22 protein-coding genes are annotated in these 24,928 nt (G+C 42.7%); 5 read left to right on the top strand and 17 right to left on the bottom strand.

Annotated elements, in window-relative coordinates; translation table 11 throughout:
- Positions 1–33 precede the first annotated feature (33 nt).
- Entirely contained in the window at positions 34–1,488 is a 1,455-nt protein-coding gene (locus Q1J64_RS14990) for a protein adenylyltransferase SelO (protein WP_301109910.1), read from the bottom strand.
- 239 nt (positions 1,489–1,727) lie between these two features.
- Here Q1J64_RS14990 and Q1J64_RS14995 point away from each other — a divergent pair, with 239 nt between their 5' ends.
- A complete protein-coding gene (locus Q1J64_RS14995) occupies positions 1,728–3,461 on the top strand; it encodes a globin-coupled sensor protein (RefSeq protein WP_301109911.1) in 1,734 nt (577 codons plus the stop codon).
- Positions 3,462–3,516: 55 nt separating this feature from the next.
- Here the strand turns inward: Q1J64_RS14995 and Q1J64_RS15000 are convergent, their stop codons facing one another.
- A complete protein-coding gene (locus Q1J64_RS15000; RefSeq protein WP_301109912.1) occupies positions 3,517–4,371 on the bottom strand; it encodes a YitT family protein in 855 nt (284 codons plus the stop codon).
- A gap of 929 nt (positions 4,372–5,300) precedes the next feature.
- Here Q1J64_RS15000 and exaC point away from each other — a divergent pair.
- Positions 5,301–6,821 (top strand): acetaldehyde dehydrogenase ExaC, encoded by a 1,521-nt coding sequence (gene exaC, locus Q1J64_RS15005; protein ID WP_301109913.1) that lies wholly within the window; start codon positions 5,301–5,303, stop codon positions 6,819–6,821.
- Positions 6,822–6,842: 21 nt separating this feature from the next.
- Positions 6,843–7,205, top strand: a complete 363-nt coding sequence (locus Q1J64_RS15010) for a DUF779 domain-containing protein (protein ID WP_301109914.1) — start codon at positions 6,843–6,845, stop codon at positions 7,203–7,205.
- A gap of 54 nt (positions 7,206–7,259) precedes the next feature.
- On the opposite strand, the gene Q1J64_RS15015 is transcribed toward Q1J64_RS15010, so the two are convergent.
- The 6 genes from Q1J64_RS15015 to Q1J64_RS15040 all read right to left on the bottom strand — a co-directional run bounded on the left by Q1J64_RS15015 (position 7,260) and on the right by Q1J64_RS15040 (position 12,947).
- Positions 7,260–8,450, bottom strand: a complete 1,191-nt coding sequence (locus tag Q1J64_RS15015; RefSeq protein WP_301109915.1) for a M20 metallopeptidase family protein — start codon at positions 8,448–8,450, stop codon at positions 7,260–7,262.
- A gap of 75 nt (positions 8,451–8,525) precedes the next feature.
- Positions 8,526–9,353, bottom strand: coding sequence for a MetQ/NlpA family ABC transporter substrate-binding protein (locus tag Q1J64_RS15020; RefSeq protein ID WP_301109916.1), 828 nt, complete (start codon positions 9,351–9,353; stop codon positions 8,526–8,528).
- Positions 9,354–9,366: 13 nt separating this feature from the next.
- On the bottom strand, positions 9,367–10,020 hold the full coding sequence (locus tag Q1J64_RS15025; protein ID WP_301109917.1) for a methionine ABC transporter permease: 654 nt from the start codon (positions 10,018–10,020) through the stop codon (positions 9,367–9,369).
- Positions 10,017–11,039 carry a methionine ABC transporter ATP-binding protein gene (locus tag Q1J64_RS15030; RefSeq protein ID WP_301109918.1) on the bottom strand — a complete coding sequence of 341 codons (1,023 nt, stop codon included), beginning with the start codon at positions 11,037–11,039 and terminating at the stop codon, positions 10,017–10,019. The genes Q1J64_RS15025 and Q1J64_RS15030 overlap by 4 nt, the downstream gene beginning before the upstream one ends.
- A 221-nt stretch (positions 11,040–11,260) precedes the next feature.
- Positions 11,261–12,433, bottom strand: coding sequence for a hypothetical protein (locus tag Q1J64_RS15035; RefSeq protein WP_301109919.1), 1,173 nt, complete (start codon positions 12,431–12,433; stop codon positions 11,261–11,263).
- Positions 12,423–12,947 (bottom strand): sigma-70 family RNA polymerase sigma factor, encoded by a 525-nt coding sequence (locus Q1J64_RS15040; protein WP_301109920.1) that lies wholly within the window; start codon positions 12,945–12,947, stop codon positions 12,423–12,425. The genes Q1J64_RS15035 and Q1J64_RS15040 overlap by 11 nt, the downstream gene beginning before the upstream one ends.
- A gap of 316 nt (positions 12,948–13,263) precedes the next feature.
- Here Q1J64_RS15040 and Q1J64_RS15045 point away from each other — a divergent pair, with 316 nt between their 5' ends.
- On the top strand, positions 13,264–13,803 hold the full coding sequence (locus Q1J64_RS15045; RefSeq protein ID WP_301109921.1) for an ECF transporter S component: 540 nt from the start codon (positions 13,264–13,266) through the stop codon (positions 13,801–13,803).
- A gap of 43 nt (positions 13,804–13,846) precedes the next feature.
- Here the strand turns inward: Q1J64_RS15045 and Q1J64_RS15050 are convergent, their stop codons facing one another.
- The 8 genes from Q1J64_RS15050 to Q1J64_RS15085 form a co-directional block, all read right to left on the bottom strand.
- Positions 13,847–14,554, bottom strand: coding sequence for an ABC transporter permease (locus Q1J64_RS15050; RefSeq protein ID WP_301109922.1), 708 nt, complete (start codon positions 14,552–14,554; stop codon positions 13,847–13,849).
- Complete coding sequence (locus Q1J64_RS15055; protein WP_301109923.1) at positions 14,551–15,399, bottom strand: ABC transporter ATP-binding protein; 849 nt, start codon at positions 15,397–15,399, stop codon at positions 14,551–14,553. The genes Q1J64_RS15050 and Q1J64_RS15055 overlap by 4 nt, the downstream gene beginning before the upstream one ends.
- A gap of 219 nt (positions 15,400–15,618) precedes the next feature.
- Complete coding sequence (locus Q1J64_RS15060; protein WP_301109924.1) at positions 15,619–16,641, bottom strand: LytTR family transcriptional regulator DNA-binding domain-containing protein; 1,023 nt, start codon at positions 16,639–16,641, stop codon at positions 15,619–15,621.
- A gap of 187 nt (positions 16,642–16,828) precedes the next feature.
- Complete coding sequence (locus Q1J64_RS15065; protein WP_301109956.1) at positions 16,829–18,622, bottom strand: SLC13 family permease; 1,794 nt, start codon at positions 18,620–18,622, stop codon at positions 16,829–16,831.
- A 190-nt stretch (positions 18,623–18,812) separates the two neighbouring features.
- On the bottom strand, positions 18,813–20,312 hold the full coding sequence (locus Q1J64_RS15070; RefSeq protein ID WP_301109925.1) for a malate:quinone oxidoreductase: 1,500 nt from the start codon (positions 20,310–20,312) through the stop codon (positions 18,813–18,815).
- Between the two features lie 246 nt (positions 20,313–20,558).
- Positions 20,559–21,830, bottom strand: coding sequence for a DUF4179 domain-containing protein (locus Q1J64_RS15075; RefSeq protein ID WP_301109926.1), 1,272 nt, complete (start codon positions 21,828–21,830; stop codon positions 20,559–20,561).
- Positions 21,823–22,353, bottom strand: a complete 531-nt coding sequence (locus Q1J64_RS15080; protein ID WP_301109927.1) for an RNA polymerase sigma factor — start codon at positions 22,351–22,353, stop codon at positions 21,823–21,825. Before Q1J64_RS15080 ends, Q1J64_RS15075 begins: the two co-directional genes overlap by 8 nt.
- A gap of 105 nt (positions 22,354–22,458) precedes the next feature.
- Positions 22,459–23,649, bottom strand: coding sequence for a DUF4317 domain-containing protein (locus Q1J64_RS15085; protein WP_301109929.1), 1,191 nt, complete (start codon positions 23,647–23,649; stop codon positions 22,459–22,461).
- 176 nt (positions 23,650–23,825) lie between these two features.
- Here Q1J64_RS15085 and Q1J64_RS15090 point away from each other — a divergent pair, with 176 nt between their 5' ends.
- Complete coding sequence (locus tag Q1J64_RS15090; RefSeq protein ID WP_301109930.1) at positions 23,826–24,248, top strand: organic hydroperoxide resistance protein; 423 nt, start codon at positions 23,826–23,828, stop codon at positions 24,246–24,248.
- Positions 24,249–24,295: 47 nt separating this feature from the next.
- On the opposite strand, the gene Q1J64_RS15095 is transcribed toward Q1J64_RS15090, so the two are convergent.
- Positions 24,296–24,922, bottom strand: coding sequence for an NUDIX hydrolase (locus tag Q1J64_RS15095; protein WP_301109931.1), 627 nt, complete (start codon positions 24,920–24,922; stop codon positions 24,296–24,298).
- Positions 24,923–24,928: the final 6 nt, after the last annotated feature.

Here is a 24,928-nt window from a genome sequence, read left to right on the forward strand (position 1 = left end):
TCAAAAGGCCTGCTCAGTTTGAGCAGGCCTTTTTCATGTACCGCAATACGTCTGGAAAGAACCTCCGTCGGAAAGCGGTTCTGTATATTCTTCTTGTTCAGCTGTATACGCATAAGGATTTTCAAGTACATTCAGCAACTTCAGGAAGGGTCGCATATCCCCTGTTTCCGCTGCCTGCAATGCTTCTTCCACCCGATGATTTCTCGGAATCACAGACGGATTATGCTGTTTCATCCGCATCTTCACTGCTTCCCGATCATTCGGCTGGCGCTGTAGTCTTGCTGTCCAGCGTTCTTTCCATTCAATGAATTCTGGTGCGTTGAACATTTTCTCTGATTGATCAAGTGTCAATGAACGGAATGTATTCGTGTAATCCGCCTGTTGCTCGTTCATGATGTCCAACAAATCCTTCACAAGCGTTTCGTCCTGCTCTTCTTCATTGAACAGTCCGAGTTTCGCTCTCATGCCGGCCATCCATTCTGTCACATACAATCGGGCAAATTCAGAGAGCTTACTTTCAGCGAGCTTCACCGCTTCTTCCTGATTGTCGTGAAGCAATGGCAGAAGAGTTTCCGCAAACCGCGTCAAATTCCATTCTGCAATGCCAGGTTGATTTCGATATGAATAACGTCCCTGCACATCAATTGAACTAAAGACAGTTGCCGGATTATACATATCCATAAAGGCACACGGCCCGTAATCAATTGTCTCGCCACTGATTGTCATGTTGTCCGTATTCATGACGCCGTGAATAAAGCCGGCAAGCTGCCATTTTGCAAGTAAGGAAGCTTGTCTCTCTATGACTTTTTCGAGCAGCGCAAGATAAGGGTGCTCTTCATGTAGAGCTGCTGGATAATGACGTTTGATTGTATAATCAGCCAGCGCCTGAAGATCTTCCCGCACTCTCCGGGCAGCTGCATATTGAAACGTTCCAACCCGTAAGTGACTTGAAGCAATACGTGTTAACACAGCGCCTGTCAGAGCGATTTCACGCAGTACAGGCTCGCCCGTTACTGCCACTGCCAGACTTCGTGTCGTCGGAATGCCCAGCCCATGCATCGCTTCACTGATGAGGTACTCGCGAAGCATCGGTCCGAGTGCCGCCCGGCCGTCTCCCCCACGGGAATACGGAGTACGTCCTGAGCCCTTCAATTGAATATCTACTAGATTTCCCTGTGGAGTCGTTTGCTCACCAAGCAGCAGCGCCCGTCCGTCACCTAGCATGGTAAAATTACCGAATTGATGGCCTGCATACGCCTGTGCAATCGGTTCGATGCCTTCCAGTTTTTCATTGCCAGCAAAAATTGCTGCCATATCTGTACTCTGTAACTGTTCCAAATTCAGTCCCAGCGTAGCCGCAAGCTGATCATTCAGTAAAACCACTTGAGGTGAACTCACTTGATTTGGCTCCATTTCTGAATAAAACGATTCAGGTAATTCAACATAACTCATCCCTAAATTCCAGCCAATAGGTTGTTGTGTATTCATATGTTCTCCTCTCCCAAGTCCAAGCAAAAAAATGGTACTAGCTTCATCCTGCTTTACTCGTAAACAGATGTCCATTAAGACGATTCACAAAAGTGAAGTAAGCAATAGGGGAAATATAACTCATTAATGACAATTAGAACTTATTGCTCAAAAAACTATAACTATTTCCCTTTGAAACATTGATTTATAATGAAAAGTATCTATACTTAGGATAATAATATTTTTTAGGAGGTCACTGCATGTCATCATTTCGTCCCAAAATGAATGTAGAACAACTATTGCAGCGAGGTACCGATATAGAGGCACCCCAGCGTTTTAAAGAGACGTTACACTATAATCATTTCCAACAAGTAGATATTCAAAACCTGAAGGAGTTATATAATAAGCTAAAAGACGTTACTCCAACAATCACGGAAATCTTCGAACAATATTTAGAAGAACTGTCCCCTAAACAACATAATCCCATTCCCAAGCCACTGATTGACGCCTATTTGACAAATTTCTTCACTCAGACACGCGATGAAGATTATATGGAAGAGACATTAAAGTTCTTTTTCATTTTGCGAAAAAATCAATTTGAACCTGGGAAGACGATCGTACTCTTCAACCAGTTTGCTTTTTATATTCAAACGCATCTCCTATACCATTTCGGATACCGTCCCGGTAAAGCTTTTGAATTGCTGAAATCCCTGCAATCAGCAGTAAACATTGACCAGCAGCTTTATATTGAGCTGATGACTGAGCAGACGGTTGAGCATGTCGTAACCGAGATTTCTCATCTTGTCGATGCCAATACCAAGATTATGTTCATGAAAGATTTGATTTTCAACCTAGATCATCAATCCAATGAAATACAGTCATCCACTGCAGCAACCGAGCAGATTTCAGCGTCGATTACAGAAGTAGCCAACACTTCTTCACGTATTTCCGAAAAAACTGCTGACTCTGTTGATTATGCAATCAACGGTAAAAAGACGATTGAAACGACGCTGGCTGACATTTTCCAGACAGAAAAACAGTTCAGTTCAATCGTTGAAACATTCGCTTCCTTACAGCATCGTGTAGAGGAAATCGAAAATGTTGTGAAACTGATCAATGGGATTGCAGGACAGACCAATTTATTGGCACTGAATGCATCCATTGAAGCAGCACGAGCAGGTGAACACGGCAAAGGGTTTGCGGTTGTCGCTCAGGAAGTCCGTAAACTTGCAGAAAATACAGTATCTGCACTTGCAGAAGTGACGGATAATGTCGGCCATTTGAAATCGTACGCAAACAATGTGTCGAGTTCCATTGAAGATACAACGAAAAGTATTAATCGTGCAACTGAAGAAGCAAAAAATGCCCTGCCATTACTGAATGCCATTGTAGAAGCTTTCGAGGAAATCAATTTAGACGTCAGTAATACAGCCGCTATTTCTCAGGAACAGGCCGCTTCTATTGATGAAGTATCCAATCGTATGATGGTCATTTCTCAAACACAGGAAGATATCCGCCGCTTCGGTGAGAGCACATCCACTTCTGTTTACCAGTTAAGTCAGGAAATTAATAACTTCCGTCTCCGCGTGGTTGAGGAAAATAATGTACATCTGTCTTCCATCGCTTTACTGCAGCTGTCAAAAGCAGATCACATTCTTTGGAAATGGCGAATCTACAATATGCTATTAGGCTTGGAGACAGTAAAACCATCAGATGTCTCTTCGCATAATGACTGCCGTCTTGGAAAGTGGTATCACTCAGAAGAAACCAGGAAAAGACTTGGTCATTTGTCTTCATTTATAGAAATAGATCAATATCATGCCGATGTGCACAAATATGCACGAAAAGCTGCTGTCAATTTTGAACGAGACGATATCGCAGGAGCGGAGCAAGATTTACGGCTGCTTGAAATGGCATCTGCCGAAGTCATTACACTGCTTGATGACTTGATCGATGTCATCACAAAAGAAAATATGGTTTTACAAGAAGTGTAAATAATAAAACAGGCTATTAGAAAAGCGATCTTCAGCTCTCCTAATTGCCTGTTCTTTAGAATTTCGCAAGGGAAAAACCTCTTCCAAGGATTTCAGACGCATTTAAGAATACGACAAACGAATGCGGTTCCTCTTCCTGTAAGACCTTCTTCAAATAAATGGCCTCCTGCTGTTCAACCACACATAAAATCATTGTTTTTTCTTGATTCGAAAAGCCGCCGACAGACCGTACTTTTGTCAGTCCTCTATCGATTTCTTCTTTAATAATGTTCTGGATGCGTTCTTCATGCTCAGTAATAATCAGTACCAATTTTGAATGTGACGTTTGCAACTGTACAAAGTCGATTACTTTGCTCGTCACAAAAATCGCCATCATCGCGAACAATGCCAACTCCAAATTAAAGACGACCGCGGAAGCTATTACGACAACTCCATCTACAAGCATCTGCGCATAACCGCTGGATAGCCCGGTATATTTTTTAACAATCTGTGCCACCGTAGCAAGCCCTCCTGTAGAGCCGTTGCCCCGATAGACAATTCCAAGGCCAAATCCCAATAAAATCCCTCCGTAAATAGCAGATAAAAGAGGATTGTCGATTGTATAAGGAATGTCCCTGCTGAGATAGATCGTCAGCGGTACAAAAAATGTGCCGACTAATGTTTTCAAACTGAAGTCTTTTCCGAGCAATGCCAGACCTAGAAAAAAGATAGGGATATTGATAATCCACTGCACGTAGGCAGGTTCAAAATTGTATAACTCATACAATAATGTACTGACCCCTGATACTCCACCTGCCGCAAGTTTTGCAGGAAGAAAAAATATATTAAAAGCTAAGCCGACAAATACGGAGCCTACCATAATCCAAATATATTCGCTGAGCAGCTTTTGTTTCGCTGATGTCGTTTTCACGTGTCAATCCGTCCTTCCCGGCAGCTTAAGCCGCCTTTGCCATTTTACCGTAAAATGTTGAACTTATCATCTGAGTATGTCTGTATGCATTCGATTCCCCCCAAAATAATAAGGAAACGCGGGTTCATTTTATTAATAGGTGAATGATTTATATTGCTATTTTATTGGGCTAACAGAACAAAATAAGGAGGCTGGATATATGACAGGGCAAATGCTGTAACTGTTGGAGGATTTGGTCAAAGGAATCGGTGAGATTAAAACAGTCATTACAGATCTATCAGGAAAAGTGGGTCAGTTGGAGTTGATAATGGATTTTAGTTTTGAACAAGTAGACTAATGGAAAGCCACCCGAATTGCAGTAGCTTTCCATTAGTTTTGTATTTTTTATTCTATAGCACATTCTTGATTACAATAAATCTCTTTCCTGTTTGACCCGTATCGCAACTAAAAAGCGCAAAAGAGAAGGGCTGCTGCCCATGCTCTTTTGCGTAAAATGTTGAAAATTAGGTTTGTTATCACACTGCACCCAATCCATAATACTGCAAAAACTTACCGTGTTACACGTAAATGCCTCTCCAACCGCGGTTGATGAAATCTTTGCACTACAACAATACCGCATTACTTTGTGCCAAACCTCTCAATCAGATGTCCACGAGAGGATGAGCCTATATAGTACTTACATATATGTTTCTACAATCTATACGCTTTTGTTTCAGAGCAAAAACTGTAATTATCCATTATTCGCTACTGGTTATCGCTATTTAAAAATAAATAAAAAGAAGGTAATCTCTTTAAATTTTTTTACACTTGAATTTCAAAGACTATACAGGCATCATAGGAGATGAACAACATCTGAATATGTTTTAATCAAATAACTTTAATACATCATTTAGATGTAGTTTAAAACATTTTTAAGGAGATAGACATCTATGATTTACTCAAACCCAAATACTGACGGCTCAATCGTCCAATTCAAAGAGAAATATGATAACTTTATTGGCGGTAAATGGACCCCACCGGTAAACGGAAAATACTTTGATAACAAAACTCCTATTACAGGCGAAGTATTTACAAAGATTGCACGCTCTTCCGCTGAAGATATTGAACTGGCACTGGACGCGGCTCATGCTGCTAAAGATGCATGGGGCAAAACATCTTCTGCTGAACGGGCTATTATATTAAATAAAATTGCCGACCGCATGGAAGAAAATCTCGAGAAGATCGCTGTTGCAGAAACTTGGGATAACGGGAAAGCAGTCCGTGAAACATTAAACGCCGATATTCCACTAGCAATTGACCACTTCCGCTATTTTGCAGGTGTCATACGTGCACAAGAAGGCCGCACATCACAGCTGGATAACGATACCGTTGCTTATCATTTCCAGGAACCACTTGGTGTAGTTGGACAAATTATTCCTTGGAACTTCCCTATTTTAATGGCAGTCTGGAAAATTGCACCGGCTTTGGCGGCGGGTAACTGTATCGTAATGAAACCGGCTGAACAAACTCCAGCTTCTATTATGGTGCTTATCGAAGTAATCCAGGATCTGCTCCCTGCTGGTGTTCTGAATATCGTAAACGGATTTGGTATAGAAGTTGGTAAGCCGCTTGCTACTAACCCGCGAATCGCAAAAATTGCATTCACAGGTTCAACAGCTGTCGGACGTCAAATCATGCAATATGCGACAGAAAACATCATTCCAGTAACACTTGAACTTGGTGGTAAGTCGCCAAACGTATTCTTTGAGGACGTTATGGCTCAAGATGACGAATATTTGAATAAAGCAATTGAAGGCTTTGTTATGTTCGCTCTTAACTCCGGCGAAATTTGTACATGCCCTTCACGCGCATTAATTCAGGAATCCATTTATGATGAATTCATGAAACGTGCACTTGAACGAGTAAAAGCAATCAAAATCGGCAACCCACTTGATACAGAAGTAATGATGGGTGCTCAAGCTTCCAATGAACAGAAAGAAAAAATTCTTTCCTACATTAAATTGGGTGCTGAAGAAGGCGCTGAATGCTTAATAGGTGGAGAAGAAAACCATTTAGGCGGAGATCTTGAAAACGGTAACTATATCAAACCGACTGTATTCAAAGGGCACAATAAAATGCGCATCTTCCAAGAAGAAATCTTCGGACCTGTACTTGCAGTCACAACATTTAAAGATTTTGACGAAGCAATGGAAATTGCAAACGATACACTTTACGGATTAGGAGCAGGTGTATGGTCACGTAAAGGTGACGTCGCCTACCGTGCTGGACGTGCAATTCAAGCGGGACGTGTATGGACAAATACGTATCACCAATACCCTGCCGGCGCTGCATTCGGTGGTTACAAACTATCTGGCATCGGCCGTGAAAACCATGCGATGATGCTGGACCACTATCAACAGACAAAATGTTTATTAGTAAGCTACGATGAAAGTTCTCAAGGTTTCTTCTAAACTAAAAGGATGTGTTTGATCATGGTCAAACTAGTAACAGCTACAAATGAGGCTCTGTCTTTTCTTGATAATTTAATAAAAGCTCATGGCCCTGTTTTGTTATACCAATCCGGCGGCTGCTGTGACGGCTCAGCACCGATGTGCTATATAGAAGGCGATTTCCGTATCGGAGAAGCGGACAAGTTACTTGGCATGATTGGCGATACACCTTTTTATATGCATGTAAGCCAATACGAGTACTGGAAGCACACGCAGCTCATCATCGATGCCGTGCCTGGACGTGGTGCAGAGTTTTCACTCGATAGCATTGAAGATACACATTTTATAATGGAATCCCGTGTATTTACTGACGAGGAATATGAAATTGTAAAGAATCAACGTTAACGATTAGAGGCTGAACTGTTAGTCGGTATACCGACCTCAGTTCAGCCTCTTTTTTTACATTACATAATGATTTGCAATCTTCACAAATGCTTTGCTTATATTCTCTAATGCCCTTTCATCAAAATCAAATTTCGGATGATGATGAGGATAATGAGTGGCCGGGTCTTCATTTCGTGAACCTGCTCTGAAATAAGTACCTGGTTTCTCCAGCAAGAAATACGAGAAATCTTCTGCTCCCATAGACGGCTCCATTTCTACTACTCGGTCCGCTGAAAACTCTTCTACAAATAAAGATCGTACGGTTTCTGTCTCAGCTGACGGGTTGTATAAGGCAGGATAGCCGTTTAAATAGTCGATTTGACAGGTAGCACCGAAAGCCGCCGTAATTCCTTCGGCAATCCGGTAGATTTGTTCTTCCACCTGCTTCCGCACGGCTGCATCAAATGTCCGCACCGTTCCTTCCAATAAAGCTTTATCAGCTATAATATTGAATGCGCTCCCAGCCTGTAACACACCAATCGTCACGACTGCCGACTGCAGCGGATCGACTTGTCTGCTGACGATTTTCTGCAAAGAATTAACGATTTCACTAGCAATTACAATGGCATCCACTGCTTGATGAGGTCTTGCCCCATGACCGCCTATACCTTGAACCTTAATGGAAAACTTATCTACTGCAGCCATCTGGTACCCTTCCCCCACAACCATAGTTCCTAGCGGTGACTGAGAATCTAAGTGTGCTCCAAACACGTAATCTACGCCTCCCAACACACCTGCTTCCACCATGAACTTTGCTCCTCCTGGAGGTAATTCTTCTGCAGGCTGAAAAATGAAAACGATCTTTCCGTGGATAGACCGTTTGAATTCGCTAAGTGTTTTCGCTGTCCATAACAATGCCGCTGTATGCCCGTCATGACCACATGCATGCATCACGCCAGGGTTTTGCGATTTATAGGGAACTTCTTTTTCGTCCTCAATCGGCAATGCATCGAAGTCTGCTCTGAATGCAATCGTTTTTCCTGGATGAGCACCTTCCAAAACCGCTGTAATTCCAAGTCCCCCAATATTTGAAGTCACTTGTAATCCAAAACTGCGCAGCTTCTCTTGAATATATAACGCCGTTTTTTCTTCTTGGAAGGACAGTTCAGGATACTGGTGCATATAGCGTCTCCACTCTATTGCTTCATAAGCGGTTTCTGCCAGCTTATCATGTAGGTCATTCAGGATTGGTTGCTTGCTGGTCATCTCGTTATTCCTCCTTTATAGTAATGAAAAAACCTGCAAGGTTAGCTATATGCCTTGCAGGCGATACACTATGAATTACTGCAATTCTTTCGGAACAAACCAGTAGTCATCTTTGTTATGTCCCTTCAAATACTCTTTGAATTCATCCGATTGATACGCAGCCACTACATCTTTGGCCCATTGTGAATCCTTATGTTTTTCAGTTGTCGTGGCTACTAACACTAAATGATCCTGTACATCTTCTGAAATCAGTTTAGTCGAAGGATCCATGTTCGAAGCAAAGACGATACTTCCCGGTACCACACCATAATCCAAATCACTTAACGAACGAGGAATCTGTGCGGAATCCATCTCTACGATCTTCACGCCATGAGGATTTTCTTCGATATCACCAGCCGTTGCTTTAATTGGTTCTACGCCATCTTTCAGTTTAATAATTTCAGCTTTCTGAAGGATTGCATATGCTCTCGCTGCATTCGACGGGTCATTTGGAATCCCGATTGTGTCGCCTTCCTTGATCTCATCCAATGAAGTTTTCTTGCCCGGGAATAAACCTGCCGGCACAGTTGGAATCGGCGTAATGCTTGTTAAATCAGCTTTCTTATTTTCATTGAAATTCTCCAAATACGCTGTGTGCTGATCCACATTCAAATCAATACCGCCATCTGCCATTGCAACATCCGCCTGCAATAAATCGTTAAATTCTACCTGTTTAATTGTATAGCCTTTTTCTTCTAAGATCGGTTTGACCGCATCCAAGAATAATAAACTGTAAGGTCCTGGTGATGTACCTACTTTGATCGTTGTTTTTTCTTCACCTTCTACATGATCATCTTTACCGCAGCCTGACAAAGCCAATACGAATACCGCCAATAAACCTGCTACTATCGAAAATTTCCTCATCTTCCTATCCCCTTTACTCATGTCGTAGTTTTTTTGCTAAGCGGTTCCCCGCGCCTTGAATAATCTGCACAATGATAATCAAAATGATGACCGTCAACACAATGACAAATGTATTAAACCGTTCATAGCCATATGTGATCGCAAGACTTCCGACCCCTCCACCGCCGATCGTACCCGCCATCGCAGTAGCCCCGATTAATCCGATAGTTGCCGTTGTCAACGTCAGTACCAGTGACCCTAGCGCTTCAGGCAGCAAGAAGAATCGAATCGTCTGAAAAGTAGAGGCACCGAGTGACTTTGCGAGTTCCATAATACCCGGCCCTACTTCCAATAAAGAGTTTTCTACCAATCGTGCAATAAACGGAGCGATATATACTAGAAGCGGAACGATTGCGGCTGTTGATCCATAGGTTTGCCCAACAATTAATCGAGTAAGCGGCGTAATCGCAACCAATAAAATAATGAATGGTATGGATCGTAAAATATTGATGATGCCGTTCAGTACGGTGAAAAAGACTGCATTGGGCTTTATGCCATTGGACCGTGTTAACACTAATAAAATCCCCAGCGGAATACCAATCAACGCACCAATTAAAAGGGAAACCGAAACCATATACACCGTTTCATAGACGGATCGCATAATTAACTCTGTCGAAACACCATTCATAGCTTCACCTCCTGAATCAGTACTTCTCTTTCTGTCACGTAACGTACCATTCGCTCAATTTCAGCATCGTCACCATAAAAAGCGACGGTAAAGATTCCGAGCGTTGTACCTTGAAGCTCCGTCACGTTTGCAAACAGGATCTTGATCTCTGCTTCAAACTGTTTTGAAAGTTCAAAGAGCAGTGAGCTGGTGGAATTTTCACCGAGAAACTTAAATTGAAAAATCCTGCGGTTTGTTTGATCGTCCTGAATTTCAGCGATAACACTGGGCGGAATCTCATCATGAATGACAGTCTTCACAAAACCTTTAGTTGTAGGATTTTGCGGGTTTCCGAATACATCCAATACGTGTCCTGACTCAATGACACGCCCATTCTCCATTACCGCTACCTTGTTGCATATTTCACGAATGACTTCCATTTCATGCGTTACAACTAAAATGGTAATATGAAACTTTTCATTAATCTGCTTTAGTAATTCTAATATCGAAAATGTTGTCTTCGGATCAAGTGCAGAAGTGGCTTCATCACAAAGCAATATTTCAGGATTTGTCACCAATGCCCTGGCAATCCCAACCCGCTGCTTTTGCCCTCCAGACAATTGAGCCGGATAGTTCTTCTCCTTATCTGCCAGCCCCACAAATTCCAGCAGTTCTTTGACACGCATTCGAATCTCTTTTTTATTAACTTTATTAAGAACTAGAGGGATCGCAATATTCTCAAACACCGTTTTCGATTCCAATAGATTAAAATGCTGGAACACCATTCCGATATCTTTTTTCACTTGAGAAAGTGCAATATTTGAAAGTACGCCTAGCTCTTTTCCTTTCACTATCACGTTTCCGGTTGTTGGCACCTCTAAAGAGTTCACCATTCGGAGCAGCGTACTCTTACCCGCCCCGCTATAACCAATCACTCCAAAAATATCGCCCTTCTCAACTTTTAATGAAACGTCCTGTAACGCAACAATCGTATTGCCCTTGTGTGTAAATTGCTTCCCTATATCTGTAAACTCTATCAAGGACAATCTCCCCTTCCCTCTAAACCTAGTTAACTAATCTGAATTAATAACTATAATACCTTATTATTCCGATTAGTCAATAGGTTTTAAAGATATAGTATGCAGGAGAGATAATATGGTTCGCTATTTAGATAGGTAATGGCAACCGAAGTTCAGTCTCATGCTTTCGCACAATAAAAAAAACCAGGCAAATGCCTGGCTGTCTTTCAGTATTCATTGGCTCATTCCAGTGTCTGCGTATGCAACAAATGCATGGAATGAAGCGCATCTTCGCTATTCAAAACCAATGTGCCGCGTTCCGTAAACCGCGGCTTGACCAACCGTTCTTTGATATCCTGCAGATAGGTTTGCACAACCGCTTTGTCACCTTCCAACTTAAACGCCTTCACTGTATCAGATGTTGTATCCGGTACGCTTAATGCAAGCCATTCACCATGAACTGCATAATCAAAGTGCTGAGGAACATCCAGTTTGTTGAATTTACCCTCTTTCATATCTATATAACCAAGCGTATAAGCATCCCCGTCTGCTGAAACTTCTGCATATATTCTGTCATTCTGCAGCTCGACCTTTCCGATCTCACTGTAAGGAATTGAATACGTGCCAATCTCTGCGCGAGTGTTTAAGTCGTACAGCGTAAATTTCGTATAAGGTTTGCCCTGGTCGCTGAGCTGTTCTGAAAAGACAGCTTGATCTTCATATACTGTGTATGATTGTTGATCTCCCTTTCCCTCATACTCATGAACCAGATGCAGCTCCTTTGTATGCAAGCCCAGCTGCATAACCGCAATATTTTTCTGCACTGATAAATAAAGAAGTGTATCACCTGCGACTTGCTGCATGCCCAAGTGATCGGAAATATCCTGAGTCTCCCCAGTCTCTCTATTCAACACATGAATCAGACCACCGGATTCCCAGGAAATCCACTGTTCATTTGCTGACAGTGTGACACCTGCAATCACGTCACCCGTTCCTTGCGCTAGTCGTTTTGTTGTCAGTGTCTCCATTGAATTAGAGAAGATGTCATGGCTGTCCGTATAGATCAATTCATCAGTTTCATCCAGGTAAATCGAATCAATGAGCTGGCTGTATTCTACGTGATCCACGACCACCTGCTGCTGATGCGTAACCACTTCCGGCTGCGGAACAACAGACTGAACCGGTGTGGCAGACTGCTCTTTGTCGGACTGGAGATAAGAGAAGGCAAGGAAACCCGCTAATCCAATGACTGCAACGGAAGCCAAAATAGGTGCCAGGCGGTGTTTCTTCCGCGGCGTTTCGGAATTCATCCGTCTGTGCGCAGCAGCCAGGATGGTCTGTTTTTTCTCCTCGTTCAACGTCAGTTTTTCAGGTATGGAATTATGTAGATCCTTTTTGATTCGCTTATTCATCATCACTTCTCTCCTCCCATGCAATCCGCGCCAGTTTCCTGCCCCTTGCCAGTCTGGTCTTTACCGTATTGACCGGGGAGTCCAGCACTTCACCGATTTCTGAAACAGACAATTCCGCATAATAATACAGCCAGATGACTTCCCGATATTTGATCGGCAGCACTTCAACCATTTGCGCTACATGACTCGAAGATTCTGCGAGCAGCACTTCCTCTTCCGGTGTTTCATTCGAAACAAGTACATGACGGAACAGATCAGAAATCACGAGTTTTCGATGAGACCAGCTTTTAAAAACATTCTTGCATTCATTCATCGCGATTCTATATAAGTACGTCTTTACAGAAGAACGGCCTTCAAATGAATCCAGATGCAGATAATAACGGACGAATACTTCCTGCACGATGTCCTCTGCCCGCTGTTCGTCCTTTACAACCGCAAAGACGACACGCAGTAAATAATCACCATGTTCATTCATCGCTTCATACAGCAGCTGATCACGTTCTTGCTTTTCCAACATGTCGCCTCCCTTCCTACTTGCATGTTAGACAACACTCGGACGGACCGGGTTTCATTTCCGCTAAACTTATTTTCATGAATGAATCAATATATTATCATATAGAAACACAGAAAATGATGGCGAATCGCTGTTTCTTGAATGGATACGTTTGATTCGCCATCTTCACCTGCTCATAAATCAGGCATCATGATATTTGGTAAAAGTAAAAAAGGATTTATCTGACCCCTAAACTTTATTAGAAATTGATACTTTTAAACACACCAGATATCCATTATTCTAAATGAACCAATCCCACAATGTTAGGAAGGTTGAGATAATGCAAAAATCACAGAGCTATGCACCGTCTCGTACGAAGACGTTCGATTTGATCATCACTTCCATGCTGGCTTCACTCGTTTTTGTAGCGACGCTGTTATTGAATATTAAGCTGCCAATTGCTGCAAACGGCGGACTGATCCACCTCGGTACTGCCATGCTGTTTATCGTTTCGATTTTATTCGGGCCGAAAAAAGGTGCCATTGCAGGCGCTGTTGGAATGGGATTGTTTGATATATTCGGAGGCTGGGCTTTATGGGCACCGATCACGATCATTACGCGTGGGCTGCAAGGCTACTTGATCGGAAAAATTGCTTGGTCTAATGGCCGGAAAGGTGCGAGTTTTTCGTTCAACCTGCTGGCGATGATCCTATCGATTCCTGTTACAGTAGCGGGTTATTATATTGGCGAAAGTATCCTGTATCACAGCTGGATTATTCCTTTGGCTTCGATTCCAGGTGACCTCGTTCAATGTGCAGTCGGAATTGCGGTGGCTATTCCGGTATGTGCAATGCTGAAGAAAGTTCCGATGTTTAAATAACAAAGAGTGCCTGCGCTAAACAATGCGCAGGCACTCTTTTATGTTAATCAATCATTTTCTTGCGGTACATGACACGTGTCAGCAGGAACAGCACGACAACCCACGCCAAAATAATGAGCAGTTCCGACAGCACATCACCGAAACCTCCGCCCTGCTCCACTATTACTGCAAGTTCGATCAGCTGGATGTTCGGTAAGTACATGCCTATTTTAGCAATCGGATATTGATCCACAAATGCTGGCAGAAATGAACCCAAGGAGAAAACCGTAACGACCGGCATGACGATGACTGAAGCTTCAAGAACTGACTTTGAAAATAAACCAAGCAACGTTCCAAAACCAATATAGAAAAATACAGTAAGAATAAATGCTACAGCAATCACACCCATATTTGCCGGTCTATAATCCGTAAAGAATATAGTGATGATGACAGTCAGCATAGTCAGTATAAACGTCAGCAAACTTTTGCCGCCAATTATTTCAGCCGTACTCGCCGGCGAGAGCATCAGTCCACGAAGTGTATTCTTTTCTTTCTCCTCTGCGATTAAGCAGCACTGAACAAAAGTAGCAACCATAACGAAAGCTAAGTTGATCAACAGAAAGTTTGCCTCCAGCGAATTTGGTCCTGTCTGGCCATACATGATTCCGAGTCCGATTGGTAAGATCAAAATAGTCGAAACCGCCAAGTTCCGCGAAAAGTCCTTAAAGTCTTTTACCAATATAGCATTCATTCGCTTCAATGAAATCATCATGCCAATTCCCTCCCCGTCACTTGTACAAAGATTTCTCCCAAAGTCGGTTCATTCGAATGAACCGTCACTACTTGATTGTTGTTCATATAATCAAACAGGCGGTCAGCCCCTTCGGCTCCTGCAGACAGCACGACCCGCTCTTGCGTTGCCAGTTCCACAGTAATTGTTGAATCTGAGAAACGCTGCTTCAGCTTTTTGGGCGTGTCGAGAAGCTGAATCTTTCCGCCGTCTAAAAAAGCAATACGGTTACACAGAAGTTCTGCTTCCTGCATGTCATGTGTAGTGAGAAAAATGGTTGTTCCCATTTCATTGAGCCTGCGTAATCCCTTGTGTATATGAAGTGAGTTTCCGGGATCCAGTGCAGACGTCGGTTCATCTAGAAAGAGTAATTCAGGTTTATGAATCAATGCTCTTGCCAGTGTCACGCGCTGCGCCATTCCCTTGGACAAAGTAGACACGCGTTTTGATTGATCCTGACGCAAATTCACGACATCGAGCACTTTATCAATCTCTGAACTCGGTACATTATACAGATCACAATACAACTTCAAATTATCGTAAATTGACAGTCTTTCATAAAGACCGCTGCTATCCGTAAGTACACCGAAACGGCTGCGATATTCAGATTTTTTCAGCTGAGATACCGGCTCACCGAAGATCGTTGCCGTTCCACTCGTAGCTGTCAGCTGGCCCGTCAATATTTTAATAGTAGTCGTTTTACCTGATCCACTCGGTCCTAAAAAGCCGAAGATCTCTCCCTTTTTCACATGGAAGTCTACACTCTCCAGTGCTTTTTGATTGCCGAATACTTTTGCCAGTTCCTTCACCTCTATAATATTCTCCATTTTTATCCTCCTATCAATTTGCTGTACGTTTTTCCTTTGCACCTTTAGATTAAGGGAATGAAAATAAAACAGCATCCTATTTCGAATGAAAGGAGCGTGATACGGGGTGAATGGAGCAATTAGATTGGTGAATGAACAGCTGAAACAACCTAAGTCCGATAGAGTAACTTGATATTCCTCAAGTTTATTACCCGGGAAATAATGCATATTTCGACAGAATTAGAGTCCAAGCATCTCTTTAAGTTCAACCATTTTTGTTTTCGACAAAGGGATTGTCGATTTTTCAGTGTCATCCAATACGAGACTGTAACTGTTTCTCGTCCAGGTAATTACTTCGCGCACCTTCTGCAGATTGACGATATACGAGCGGTGACAACGAAAGAACCCGAATGGCAGTAGACGTCCTTCCAATTCATTGAGCGTGAAATTTGTAGGAAACCCTTCCCCCTTAATATGTAAAAAAGACTGACCTTCATTACTTTCAACATAGTCAATTTCAGGCGGATCAAATAAAACAATCTTCTCATTTACTTTTGTTGGGATTTTTTCAAAGCGCACCGGCAAAACAGATTCTGCGGTAACAGATATTTCATCCGCAGCTGATTGATCTTCTAGCGTATCGCGTGTCTGAATGGAATGAAGTCCGTTGTCATCCAAACGGAAGACGTCATCGCCGGCAGTAACTGCGCTCTCCATATTTCCTGTCAGTATTAATACACCTTTCTCTTGTTCTTTCAAATCCTGCAGAACAGTTAGAAAAATGCGTTTAGATTCGAGATCTAGATTCTGATCAGCTTCCTCAAAGATATAATAAGAAGGATTCTGCACAAGCAGGCATGCCAGCTGAACACGTCTTCTTTCCGAATAGGACAGCTCTTTTATCTTCACTTTCCATTTTGAATCCAGCTGAACCATGTGAAGCGTATCTTCTATAGACAAATTTGAGGTGTAGAGCTGCTTCGTAAAACGAATCATTTCTACAATGGATAATCGCTCATATAAGCCATGATGCAGAAATAGAAAACCAAGCTGCTGTTTACTTTTGATATATGACGATCCTGATACCCGGACCTCTCCCCCTGACAGTCTGGAGTTTTCCAAAAGCACCTCCATTAACTGCTCTCGAACATTGACACTAGAGTAGATTGCCACGGCCTGTCCAGGTTTTACAGTTAAATTAAAGGAAGGAAAAACAATCGAATCATGTATGCGTTTTTCTGCGTTGATAAATTGAAGCGTCATCTTGCCAGCCCTCATTCCGGAATTATCTATGTTTTCACTGTTCATTATAGCAGTTTATACACTAAGATATTTTGTTGCTGTGTAATTGCTGCAAAAGGATTGATGTTTCACATGACTTTACGCAAAAACCCTCCGCCCATAAATGAATGGTCGAAAGGCTGCGTTTTTACTACTATTCACATGTAACTTATAGAGGAAACAGCAGCGGAATTGCAATCATCATGACAACAAACATAATAATTTGCAACGGAATCCCTATTTTCGCAAAGTCCTTAAACGAATATCCACCTGCTGTCATCACCAATGCATTTGTAGGTGATGCAACCGGTGTTGCGAACGACATGCCTGCTCCCACCGCTACAGCGATCAGAAAAGTATATGGATTGACATCCAGACTGACAGCAGCACTCATCGCAATCGGCGCAAACAGTACAGCAGTCGCTGTATTGCTAATGAACTGGCCAAAAACCATAGTCAGCAAATATATTCCACCCAGCACGCCTATCGCTCCCAGTCCACCTAGCAATTTAATCATACCTTCGGACAGCAGCTCCATGCCGCCGGAATTTTCAAGCGCGGTCGCCATCGGAAGCATGGCTGCAATCAGGATAATACTTTCCCAGTTAATCTGCCCGTAGGCATCATCCATATTTCGCACACATCCTGTTAAAATCATTAAGACGGCCGCAATTAACACCGATATAAAGGCCGGAAAAACTTCAGTTATCATCAGTGTCACCATCAGTAGCATGATTGCTCCCGCCACCCATGCTTTACCGCTCGCCGAAGCAACGCTTGCATGTTCCTGCGGCTGTCCGACGATGACCACATCTTTCGTCTCTCTTGCCAACAGCTCAATGGATTCCCATGATCCCTGTACTAGTAAGGAATCTCCAAAGCGCAGCTGCCGCTTGGACATCTCTTTCAAAAGTTGCTTGCCCTGTCGGTTAATGCCGATAATGTTCAAATTGTACGTTTCACGGAATCTGATGCTGCGAATATCTTTATTGATCAGACGGGAATGCGGCGTCAGCAATACTTCTGCGATACCGAGTTCTTTTGACACAAGCTTCTCCGCTTCCGCTCCCTGTTCCACGAGCAGCAAACCATACTCTCTGATCAAGTTCTCCGCCTGGCTGGCCGTTCCCTGTACATATAAAATGTCATTCGCCTCAATAATACTCGACGGACCCGCCATTTCCTGAAACGTCATTGGCAGGAACTTGATACCTTCCATGGATTTACGTTCAATCTTCAGGATGGCCATATGAAAACGCGCCGGAATCTTCAGCTGAGACAGACGCTGTCCAACGAGTGAGGAGTCTTCAGGAACTTTAATCTGCAGCAGCTTCCCGCCAAGTCTGTAGTCTTTAGCCAGCTGTTTGGGAGAGAGCGGCTGCGAGACATCACCTTTCGCATTTCTCATCCCCTTCGGTACAATCCGATCACGCATGAAGTACAGATAGACCACGCCCACCGCAACGCCAATCAATCCAATCGGTGTGATCTGGAAGAAGCTGAGACGCTCAAATCCGTTATCAACCAGAAGCTGCGAGACAATCAAGTTCGGCGGTGATGCGATCAATGTCAGCAGGCCGGAGAAACTGGCGATATACGAAAGAGGCAGCAGAAACTTGGACGGATTACTCCCAATGCTGATGGCAATACTGACGACAATCGGCATCATCAGAGCCACTGTGCCTGTATTGCTCATGAAGGCGCCGACAAACGCCACAATCAGCAGTAACAGGACAAATAACCGTTTTTCACTGTCACCTGCATAACGTACAAGTACATTGCCGGCCATTTGAGCGAGCCCTGTGCGTAAAATACCGGCACCTACAATGAAAAGTCCTGCAATCATGATGACAACGGAGTTTGAAAAGCCGGTTAGAGCTTCTGCAGGCTGTAAAATACCTGTTAGCACAAAAGCCAGTAAAGCCAAAACCGCCACCAGATCTGCCCGTAGACGATTCGTCATAAATAAGACAATTGTAATTCCTAAAATCCCAAACGTCAGCAATAAATCCAAGCTTCTCAATACCTTTCTTCTGATGTTTTCTTAATTGTACACCATTTCTTTACGTAATTAATCACGGTCAGGTGAAATTCATCGGGATGCAAAAAGGCTCCGTTACGAATAACGTAACGAAGCCTTCAATATTTGTTAATTAGTCAAGAATCGCTTCTTTTTTAGACAGTCCTAGCGTTTCAGCAGTTGACGCATGAATTTCTTTGAGAAGTTCAGGGTTTTCCACTAAAGACTTACCGTAGGAAGGAATCATTTCTTTTAGTTTTGGTTCCCAGTCTTTTACGTACTCAGGGAAACATTTTTGCAATAGGTCCAGCATAACCGAAACAGCTGTTGATGCTCCTGGAGAAGCTCCTAAAAGTGCAGCAACTGTTCCGTCAGCGTCCGTTACTAATTCTGTACCGAACTGAAGTGTTCCTTTTCCTTTATCTGTATCCTTAATAACTTGAACACGCTGGCCTGCAGTCCATAGATCCCAGTCTTCGCTCTTCGCATCTGGAACAAATTCTCGCAGTTCATTAATACGCTGTTCTTTTGACTGTATGACTTGTTCTACCAAGTATTTAGTCAATGACATATTCTTAGCACCGCATGCAAGCATCGTCGTTACGTTATTCGGTTTTACAGAGCCGATTAGATCCATCATAGAACCTGTTTTCAGGAACTTTGGTGAAAAGCCTGCAAACGGTCCGAACAACAAAGATTTTTCGCCGTCAATATAGCGTGTATCCAAGTGAGGAACCGACATTGGCGGTGCACCGACTTTTGCTTTACCGTATACTTTCGCATGATGTTTTGCAATCACGTCAGGATTTTTACAGATCATGAAGATTCCGCTGATAGGGAATCCACCGATATGCTTGCTCTCTGGAATATTTGTCTTTTGAAGCAATGGAAGACTTCCGCCCCCGCCGCCAATGAAAACAAATTTCGCTTTGTGATATTCAAGAACACCATCACGATTATTCTTTATTTTTAATTCCCATTCGCCGTCGCTTGCACGTTTGATATCTTCCACTTGATGACCATAGTTGACATCCACATCAGCTTGCTTCAAGTGATCAATCAGCATACGTGTAAGCGCACCGAAGTTTACATCTGTTCCCGTATCGATTTTAGTTGCAGCAATCGATTCACTAGCTGGACGGTCCTTCATGATCAGCGGGATCCACTCTTTGAGCTTTTCCGGATCATCAGAGAACTCCATTCCTTGAAATAACGGGTTAGCTGTCATTGCTGCAAAGCGTTTTTTAAGATACGTTACATTATCTTCGCCTTGAACTAAACTCATGTGAGGCAGGGGCATGATAAACTGATTCGGGTCTTTGATTAATTTCTGTTCTACTAGATGGGACCAGAACTGCATGGACAATTGGAATTGCTCATTGACTTTGATTGCTTTTGTGATGTCAATGGAACCGTCCGCCTTTTCGGAAGTATAGTTCAGTTCACACAATGCCGCGTGTCCTGTTCCTGCATTGTTCAATTCGTGAGAACTTTCTTCTCCCGCTTTATCCAGCTTTTCGAACAATGAAACTTTCCAATCTGGCGCTAGTTCTTTAAGCATTGTTCCTAGTGTCGCACTCATAATTCCGGCACCGATTAAGATAACGTCTGATTTAGTTTGTTTATTACTCATTTTGACCTTCCTTATATGTGAAATTTACAGAACTGTAAATGTCCCTGAATAAGGCGTCACAACGAACATGGCGCGCACGAGGAGCACTTTATTCTGTCTTAGTTACCATACATCGACTAACATCTTTTCTAGTATACATGAAATTTAACCGGGATTAAAGGGACTTGTTTATTTGTAAGGACTCAACAAGAAAAATGTCGGAATTTTGATACATATTGGCGGCTTCATGACACTTTATACGCCAAATTACTTATTTCTAACTGGGATTTCGACAGTTTCTCCGTACTTTTTCTCATAATGTATCCCTTTAATTGTGATCGCATCTGGTAACTGAGTGCTGTCAAAAAGTAAAATCCGCTCCTTATATTCCCTGCCATTTTTCGCTATTGCATAGTCCTGACGCAGTGTTGTTGTTAATGGAATTTCGTCATTTTTAATTTGAATTGTCACGCCATCCAGCAGGATATTTTCTTCTGTCGCAACTGTAACCTCTAAACCATCTGAAGTTACGTCCATCTTTCTGATAATCAATTCTTTGCCATTAAGATCTGCGGTAGCTTCCTTTCCTGCCGTCAGTAATATCCTTTCATCCACCTGTTTATATCCTACAAATGTATCTACGGAAAGCACGAGCGAATCCAAATGATCGGGCAGCACGTCAAAATCAATTGTAAATACATCGCCATTAAATGTCGAAGAAACACTGCTGCCGATCTCGTCAATCGCCACGCCGTCTGCCAGCAGTTTCACCCCTTCAAATCCCAATGAAATCCGATCAAAATTATCTACCTTTAGTTTACCCTTAATTGTCGTTTGACTCGGCGTTGCTGTAATTGAATCAAAACGAATATTTCCCTGATCTACCTGAACGCTTTTTTTAATGGACTGTTTCAGTTTCGTCTGCATCGCAGTACTTGGATCGTATGGAAATGTGATTTTCAGCCAATCTTGTGAGTGGGAGTCCTGAAATTCCAGCGTCAGTTTTTTCGCAAACGGACTGACCGGCTCAAAAGTCCGCATTCCTTTCAACTGCGTGCCTTCTTCATTCATAGTGGACGTGCCGTGGCTAGAAAACGAGTTTGTAAGGAAACCATTCAGTTCCATGAAATGCATGTCCTCGCCCACACCTTCAGAGTTGTCGAGCGTGTAGTAAAGCACAAACCTATTTTCATCTGCTAAAATTCCGTTCACAGTAAACTTCGATCCATCCGGCAGCGTCATCGCTTTATCCACGTTTTGACCATTTCCTGCTTCATTTAGCTTCGTCAGTGTTTCAGGCATGATTTCTTCAAAACCAAGCAATTTCTTCCCGTAATAAGCGAATGCATCATATTGATAGCCGGCCAATGACAGAATAAGTAATGCAGCCGCCACTGAAATCCATTGCGGCATCCGCGATCTCTTTTGCTTTGGCGCTGTTTCCAAGGCAGCCCGCAGCCGTCCTTCCAATTCACTCGGTGCCGTTATTTCGTCCAGACGCTTTTTCTCTTCTGCCAGCTTCTGCTCAAGTTCAGTCATTGAATTCACCCCTTGCCGCTTCACGCATTTTATTCAAACCATTAAACACTCTTGATTTTGCTGTCCCCACAGAGACTTTCGTTATATCCGCTATCGTTTTATAATCCAAATCATGAAAGTACTTCAGCTCAATCGCTTCTCTTTGATGTTTATTAACGACAGCCAGCATCTGTTGGATATCTATCGCCTGCTCGGTTCTCTTTAAAGAGACATCTTCGGAATGAAACTCATCCGTCTCAAAATCTTCTAGCAGTACGACCCGGTCTGCCTTGTGAAGCATCTTCCTGCACTGATTCACCAGTATCGTTTTACTCCAGCTGTAAAACGACTCATTCTTTTTGAGCTTCGGAATATGACGGTACAGACTGACAATCATCTCTTCCATCGCGTCCATGGCATCGTGGGAATTGCCCATATAACTCAGAGCCAGCCTGTAATAGTCATCTTGCTGCTCACTGATTAACTGCAACAGCGCTTCTTTATCACCCTTTTTAGCTCGCTTCACCAACCGAGCAATTCTCATATCTTCACCCCTCATCTATAAGAGTCTTCACGTCGGCAAAAAGTTCATTTTCTTATAATAAAAAACCGTTCACCACAATGAACGGTTTTCATACAAGAATACTTATTAATTCAACAGCTTCTCCGAAATCAATTTGAATCCATCAATAATCGTATCTTCTTCTACCTCAATCAAAATGCAACGCTTGCCGTCGTAGTTGACCTGTTTGACATACTTCAAATCTTGCGGACTGATTGCGATATTGGCCACTTTCGTTTCGATCTTAATCGATTTCGACGTATAGCTCGGCACAATATGGGTTGCCTTCATTTCATACATATCATCGTCGACAACTGATTCAAACGCATTCTTTACTTGCTCTGCATCAACATAATCCACACCACTCATTTTCAGCACACGTTCTATTTGCACTTTATCCAATGCCGGCGGCTCTTCCGGCTCCTCGTCTTCTTCATCCACTTCGGTCAAGCGATGCACAGCTTCATACACATTGGCAAGCGTCTGCGAAGCAACTTCTTCCCCCACCACATGCTTAATAATTTCTTCAAAAACTGCTTTATCATCTGCAGCCGTCATGATCTCTTCGCCGTTCAATACTTCCTCAATGAAACGGTAATCCGGCTTATTCACCTTACCTGCAGCATACAGAATATGATTGACATCTGCCGCATTATCGGTGAAGCTCGGGAACAAAAAGCCGCCGACCGGTGATGCTAAATTAATAATCGGATCAATCATCGTATTCGCCTTAAATTCACGCTCAATGAAATCAAAGACAATGGAGCGTTTCGGTAAATCCGTATGATTCATGCTGCACAGAATAAACGGTGTTGTGAACACTTCATCGCGCGCATCAATTTCTGTTTCCTCACTGTTGCGCTTCGTCTTCTTGAAATAATTTCCTCGTATGAATGTTACCACTAAATCTTTTTCATACTGTACTTCTTTCACCATTTTCAACGCCAGATGCTGCATCTCATCTTTCCATTCATCTGCTTCTTCAGCTTGAAGCCCGGCGTATAATAGCTTCTGTGCGTGGTCCGGCTGTTCATCGGTCTGCGGTTCAAACTTCACTTCAAACAGCTTCATTCCCAGCTTGCCGCCCAGCACTTTTTTGAAATTTGCCAAAAACAGCTCTTGTTGCTCGCGATCCAGCAAAGGGAATGCCTGACTCTCCTCATGGTAGATCTCACTGCTCTCCTGCCGGATATAAATATTGTATATATCCGTGATCGTCAGCAAATCCGAATCAACTTTAAAACGCTTGCGGATGTCCGCGATATCATTTTTATTCATCTATTATTTCCACTCCTGATCACTAACATTCTATAGTCCATTATAGCGGACTTCCCCTGCATAAATTGACTAATTATCGGGGAAAGCAAAAATATTGTGGATTTCAGACATAATATATAGGCATTAGGGTAAACAGAAAAATAGATCATAAAATTTCGAATAGGAGAAGTGATATCATGTCAGAAAAATTATTCACCTCAACAGCTACAGCTACAGGCGGCCGTGAAGGTCATGTAAAATCTTCAAACGGAGTTGTCGAGTTTGATACGGCTATGCCGGGTACGAAGAGAGAAAAAGAGCTGACAAATTCTACTAATCCTGAACAATTATTCGCAGCTGGCTATGCATCTTGTTTTGACGGCGCGCTGCAATTAGTTGCAGGCAAAGAGCATGTCAAATTCTCTTCCGAAGTTACGGCAAACGTCAGTCTGTGTAAAGACGAATCAGACGGTGGTTTTAAACTTGAAGTGAAACTGCAAGTAAAAGGAACAGACATCGAAAAGGACAAGCTTGAAGACCTGGTAGAAAAAGCTCATCAATTCTGTCCGTACTCGAAAGCTACGAGAGGAAATATCGAAGTATCGTTAGAAGTACTATAATAGAATCGATCAAAAGGCTGCAGACAATTGTTTCGTCTGCAGCCTTTTCATGTCGTTTTTTTCATAATTTCTATAAAATGTTTCAGAATTCTTGCTGTCAATCCCCACACCGTATAATTACCGTATTCATAAAACCACTCTTCCAATGAATGACTTCTCCATTGGTATTGATCGCCATTCATGATCTTCTCATATGGGAAGTTTGTGGCTGGAGACGGATTTATAGATATTAGATGCATGTAAGGCTCATGCTTAAGAAGCCATTCTACAGGGATTGCGAAGACTTCTTCTACCTCGTCTTTATTGTAGCTACGGATGATTTCATTATAATCAATGACTGCTACAAATGGATGTACAACAAACGATGGAGATGCAATATACGGGCTTAACTCGCCAATCACCCTTACAGTGTCGGGATTAATCCCTAGTTCTTCCTGCGTCTCCCGCAAAGCAGCCGCCATCGGAGAAGCGTCTGTCGCATCAATGCGTCCTCCAGGGAAACTGATATCTCCCGGCTGCTTTCTCATCTTGAATGATCGTACTTCAAATAAAACATGCCATTCATCCTCGGACTTTACAAGCGGAATAACTACAGCTGAACGAAAAGCCGTATCTTCTCCAATGAACAGCGATTTACTATCCTGAATTTTATCGTGCAGTCGATCCAAGTTCATAGAATA

The sequence above is a fragment of the Sporosarcina sp. genome (genome assembly GCF_029257255.1).
Lineage (GTDB): Bacteria > Bacillota > Bacilli > Bacillales_A > Planococcaceae > Sporosarcina.